The organism is Pseudomonas endophytica (assembly GCF_001411475.1).
Classification (GTDB): domain Bacteria; phylum Pseudomonadota; class Gammaproteobacteria; order Pseudomonadales; family Pseudomonadaceae; genus Aquipseudomonas; species Aquipseudomonas endophytica.
On the sequence record NZ_LLWH01000098.1, the window covers coordinates 1 to 4,269 of the forward strand.

4 protein-coding genes are annotated in these 4,269 nt (G+C 57.9%); 3 read left to right on the forward strand and 1 reads right to left on the reverse strand.

Translation table 11 applies throughout. The features are described from left to right. Positions 1-660, reverse strand: a 660-nt coding sequence (locus AQS70_RS07850; protein WP_055102304.1) for a LysR family transcriptional regulator, incomplete at its 3' end; no start/stop codon positions are given. A 113-nt stretch (positions 661-773) separates the two neighbouring features. Between AQS70_RS07850 and AQS70_RS07855 the strand changes: the two genes are divergently transcribed. The 3 genes from AQS70_RS07855 to AQS70_RS07865 form a co-directional block, all read left to right on the forward strand. Further along, positions 774-2,495 (forward strand): acyl-CoA dehydrogenase family protein, encoded by a 1,722-nt coding sequence (locus AQS70_RS07855; protein ID WP_055102302.1) that lies wholly within the window; start codon positions 774-776, stop codon positions 2,493-2,495. Positions 2,496-2,527: 32 nt separating this feature from the next. After that, positions 2,528-3,715 carry a CaiB/BaiF CoA transferase family protein gene (locus AQS70_RS07860; protein ID WP_055102303.1) on the forward strand — a complete coding sequence of 396 codons (1,188 nt, stop codon included), beginning with the start codon at positions 2,528-2,530 and terminating at the stop codon, positions 3,713-3,715. A 78-nt stretch (positions 3,716-3,793) separates the two neighbouring features. Next, a partial coding sequence (locus tag AQS70_RS07865) for an enoyl-CoA hydratase-related protein (RefSeq protein ID WP_187331794.1) occupies positions 3,794-4,269 on the forward strand: 476 nt, incomplete at its 3' end.

Below are 4,269 nucleotides of genomic sequence, written 5' to 3' on the forward strand. Positions count from 1 at the left end.
CCGAATGCGTGGGCTGAAGCCCGCGGCTACACAGCGTGCGACGATGCGGTCGTGATACTGCGGTGAGACATTGCGCGGGAACAGAATGAAATCGTCTTCAGCAAGTTCTGCAAGGTCGATGCGCTCGCGCCCGGCCAACCGATGAGATATGGGTAAACAACACAGGAACGGCTCGCTGAGCACCGGCTCGCAGCGGATGCTCTCGGGGAAATTGGCCCAGTGGACAAATCCGATGTCGATCTGCCCGCGTTGCAACGCTTGGGCTTGCTCGGCGCTGTTCATTTCCATCAGCACGATCTCGGTATCGGGGTGTTCGGCTTCGAATGTTTTGACCACGTGCGGCAGGCCGCGGTGAAGAATTGAATTGACGAAACCAACACTCAGGCGCCCGGCAAAACCTTGGGCCGAACGCAGGGTCAGGCGCCTTGCTTGTTCGGCGCGTAACAGCAGATAACGGGCTTCTTCTAGCAATACTTGACCGGCGTTGGTCAGGCTCACTGACTTGTTGTTGCGGTTGAGCAACTGGATCTCCAACTGGCCTTCGAGCTTTTTGATATCGAAGCTAAGCGCCGGTTGGGAGATGCATAGGCGGGCGGCGGCACGACCAAAATGCAGCTCTTCGGCCACGGCGACAAAGTAACGAAGTTGCTTGAGATCCATGATCATCGGCCTCGCTTTACGATAATTTTTACTTATCGTAGTTGATTTACTTTGTATTAGATACTTATCGAAGGCAGCCCTACTCTTGGTTCACAAGAATCAGGAGAGTGACCATGAATACCCTTTCAGCGCGCGACCACGACCCTCTTAATATCCCGGACAGTCGTGGTTTGAACCTGTTTGACTGCGATCCTGGCCTCGCTGCTTTGCTCAAGGTTTATCTGCCGGCCGAGCTTTATGAGCAATGGCTGCCGACGTGGCAAACGCTGGGTGCCAGAGCCGGTAATGAATTGGATGTGCTGGCGCTTTCGGCCGATAAAAATCCGCCTAAACTGCTGCCTCGCACCCGTCGCGGGGAAGACATCCAAAGCATTCAGAAGCATCCCGATTACATCGCGTTAGAGCGCGTGGCTTATGCCGAATTAGGGCTGGCGGCGATGAGTCACCGTGATGACGGCACGCTACCGCTGGTCAAGTACGCCCTGACTTACTTGTTTGTACAGGCTGAGTTCGGGTTGTGCTGCCCGGTGAGCATGACCGACTCCCTGACTCGCACCCTGCGCAAGTTTGGTTCGCCCGCATTGGTGGCCCGCTACTTGCCGTCGCTGGTTTCGCAAGATTTCGACAAACTGTTCCAGGGCGCCATGTTCATGACCGAACAAGCGGCAGGCTCGGACGTTTCGCAAACCCAAACTCGCGCCAAGCTGGTCGATGGCGGTTGGCAGCTGTTCGGCGAAAAATGGTTTTGTTCCAACCCCGACGCTGACCTCGCCATGGTGCTGGCACGCCCGGACGATGCACCGGCTGGCATGAGAGGGGTGAGCCTGTTCCTGCTGCCCAAAGTACGCCCGGACGGCACACGCAACGCGTATCGGATTCAGCGCCTCAAAGACAAACTGGGCACACGGTCGATGGCCAGTGGTGAAATTACTCTTGAAGGCGCTAGCGCCTATCTGATTGGCGAGGTCGGACGTGGCTTCCAGCAAATGGCGGACATGATCAACATGTCGCGTTTGTCCAACGGTGTGCGTGCCGCAGGCTTGATGCGTCGAGCGGTCAACGAGGCTTTGTATATTGCGCGCCATCGTCTGGCCTTTGGCCGACACCTGATTGATATGCCGCTGATGCAGCGCCAAATGTTGAAAATGATGTTGCCAACCGAGCAGGCGCGCTCGATGTTTATGCAGATTGCCACGTTACTGCCCAAGGCTGATGCGGGCGATGAGGCAGCCCGCAAATGCGTGCGCATTCTCACACCACTGATTAAGTTTCGGGCGTGCCGTGACGCTCGCCGGGTCACCGGCGATGCAATGGAGGTGCGTGGCGGGCTTGGTTACATCGAGGAATGGAGTGACGCGCGACTGGTGCGTGACGCGCACTTGGGTTCGATCTGGGAGGGCACGAGCAATATTGTGGCGCTGGATATCGCTCGCGCCGTGACCCGCGAGCAGGCGCTGGAACCTTTGCATCAGCACTTGAGCAAGGTGCTGGCCGAGGCGGGATTGCCTGCTCAAAGCCAGCGTTTGTTTGAAGGTTTGTTACAACGCACGGTGGCCCGACTGGCCACGGTGGCGAGTGAGCGTTCCGACGAGCAAGTGCGTCAGGCGGGGAGCGCGTTATACAACATGGCCACCGCTATTTTTATGGCCTGGGAGGCCAGCCATACCCCCGAAAACGCACGGCGCTTGGCGCTGGCGCATCTGCTGTTGCAACACAAATTGCTGCCACGAGATCCGCTGAGTCCAGAGCCTGCGATGACGCCTGAGGTGCTTTCAAGCCTTGCCAGTGAACGTCCGATCACACTGGCGCAAGCCATGCAGCTCTTACCGGTCTGAACGCGCCTTAACTTGTCTCACGGAGTGCCTGTATGAACCCTTCAAAAGGGGCCCTTGAGGGCCTGAAAGTTATCGACCTCAGCCGAGTGCTGGGCGGCCCTTACTGCTCGCAGGCATTGGCTGACCATGGCGCTGATGTGATCAAACTCGAACCCTTGAGCGGCGATGAAACACGCGGGTGGGGGCCTCCTTTCGAGGGCGAGGACGCCTCTTACTACCGCGGGGTTAACCGCAATAAACAAGGGATCGCCGTAGACCTGTCGCGGCCTGAAGGGATTGAGCTGCTGATGTGCCTGCTGGAAGGCGCAGATGTATTGATCGAGAACTTCAAGCCCGGCACTTTGAAGCGCTGGGGCATTGATTACGAGCACGTGCTAAGCAAGCGCTTCCCCGGTTTGATCCACTGTGCGATTTCAGGTTTTGGCGCTGATGGCCCGTTAGGTGGCTTGCCCGGTTATGACGCGGTAATTCAAGCAATGGCGGGGTTGATGAGCGTCAATGGCGAAGGCAATGGCCAAGCACTGCGCATTGGCCTTCCTATTGTTGACATGGTGACCGGGCTGAATGCGCTGGCTGGTGTGTTGTTGGCGCTCAATGAGCGCCATCGCAGTGGTGTGGGGCAATCTCTGGATATCACCTTGTACGACTGTGGCGTGTCGTTGCTGCACCCGCACGTGCCCAACTATTTGGCGTCGGGCAAGACCCCGCAGCGCACCGGCAATGCTCATCCCAACATTGCCCCTTACGACAGTTATTGCACGGGCACCGAGCCGATTTTTTTGGCGGTGGGCAATGATCGCCAATTTGCCAAGTTGTGCGAGCAACTGGGCGCCAGTGACTTGCTGCAAGACCCGCGGTTTTTAAATAACGGCGTGCGCTCGGTCAACCGCCAAGCGCTTAAGCAGGCGCTTGAACAGTTGATGGCTAGCCATGATGGCGCAGTGCTGGCGCCGCAACTGATTAACGCCGGTGTGCCGTGTGGGGCGATTTCGACCATCGACAAGGTGGTTGCGCATCCCCACACCGAACATCGGCGCTTACTGGTGGACATCGGTGATTACCGAGGCATTGGCTCGCCGGTCAAGCTCTCGCGAACTCCCGCGACTTATCGCAATGCACCTCCCAAGTTAGGCGAGAACACGCGCGCGGTGCTTGAGGGCTTGGGCTTGGAGCAACAGGTCATCGACACGCTCTACGCGGCTGGAATTGTTCGCGGTTAACCCCGAAGGCTGCGATCTTTTAAGCGATCCAAAGATCGCCGTGGGAGTTGGCCAGACCACTATGTATAGGAGTTCCCCATGAGCAATGACCCTTTGGTACTGCTTGAACAGCCCGCACCCGGCGTCGCGTTGTTACGGCTCAATCGTCCTGCCGCACGCAACGCACTGAACATGGCACTACGCGAGGCGTTGGCCGAGCATTTTCAGCGACTTGATGAATGCCCACAGACCCGCGTGATCATTTTGACGGGTAGCGACACGGTATTTGCCGCAGGCGCCGACCTCAATGAGATGGTGGATGCCACCGCCTTGCAACTCTATGCACGGCATGCGGAGCGTCACTGGCAGGCTATTTCCGGGTGCCGCAAACCGGTGATCGCGGCGGTTAACGGATTCGCCTTAGGCGGTGGCTGTGAGCTGGCGATGCATTGCGATTTGATCGTTGCCGGGACCTCGGCGCGTTTTGCCCAACCGGAAGTCAAGGTCGGGATTATGCCCGGCGCAGGCGGTACTCAACGTCTGCTGCGTGCAGTGGGTAAATTTCAGGCATTACG